We start from the raw sequence: 255 nt of genomic DNA, 5'->3' as shown, positions 1-255 counted from the left end.
AGTTCAAGACAATTCGTCACTATGGGGTGTATTCTAGAAGGAGTAAGAGCTTAAGCAAAAAGCTATTAGCTACATGGCAACAAGGTACAAGGAAATGGATAGTAAAAGTGAAGAAGACATTACGCCGCCAAACCTGGAGAGAGCGTATTATTTCTAGTGGTCAAAAAGATCCCCTTGTGTGCTCGCATTGCGACAATTACTATGAATACAAGGGAGAAGTGTGTCTAGAGAATGGGAAATTAGAAATAAAGATTG

Annotated in this window: 1 pseudogene; it reads left to right on the top strand. The window is 39.6% G+C overall.

Annotated elements, in window-relative coordinates:
* A pseudogene (locus RVS70_RS23230) lies at positions 1-255 on the top strand (IS91 family transposase); the annotation flags it as partial.

It is taken from the genome of Virgibacillus sp. M23 (assembly GCF_034190895.1).
In the GTDB taxonomy this organism is placed as follows: Bacteria; Bacillota; Bacilli; order Bacillales; family Amphibacillaceae; genus Virgibacillus; species Virgibacillus salarius.
Note: the sequence above shows the minus strand (reverse complement) of the source record. Positions and strands in the feature narration are given on the sequence as shown.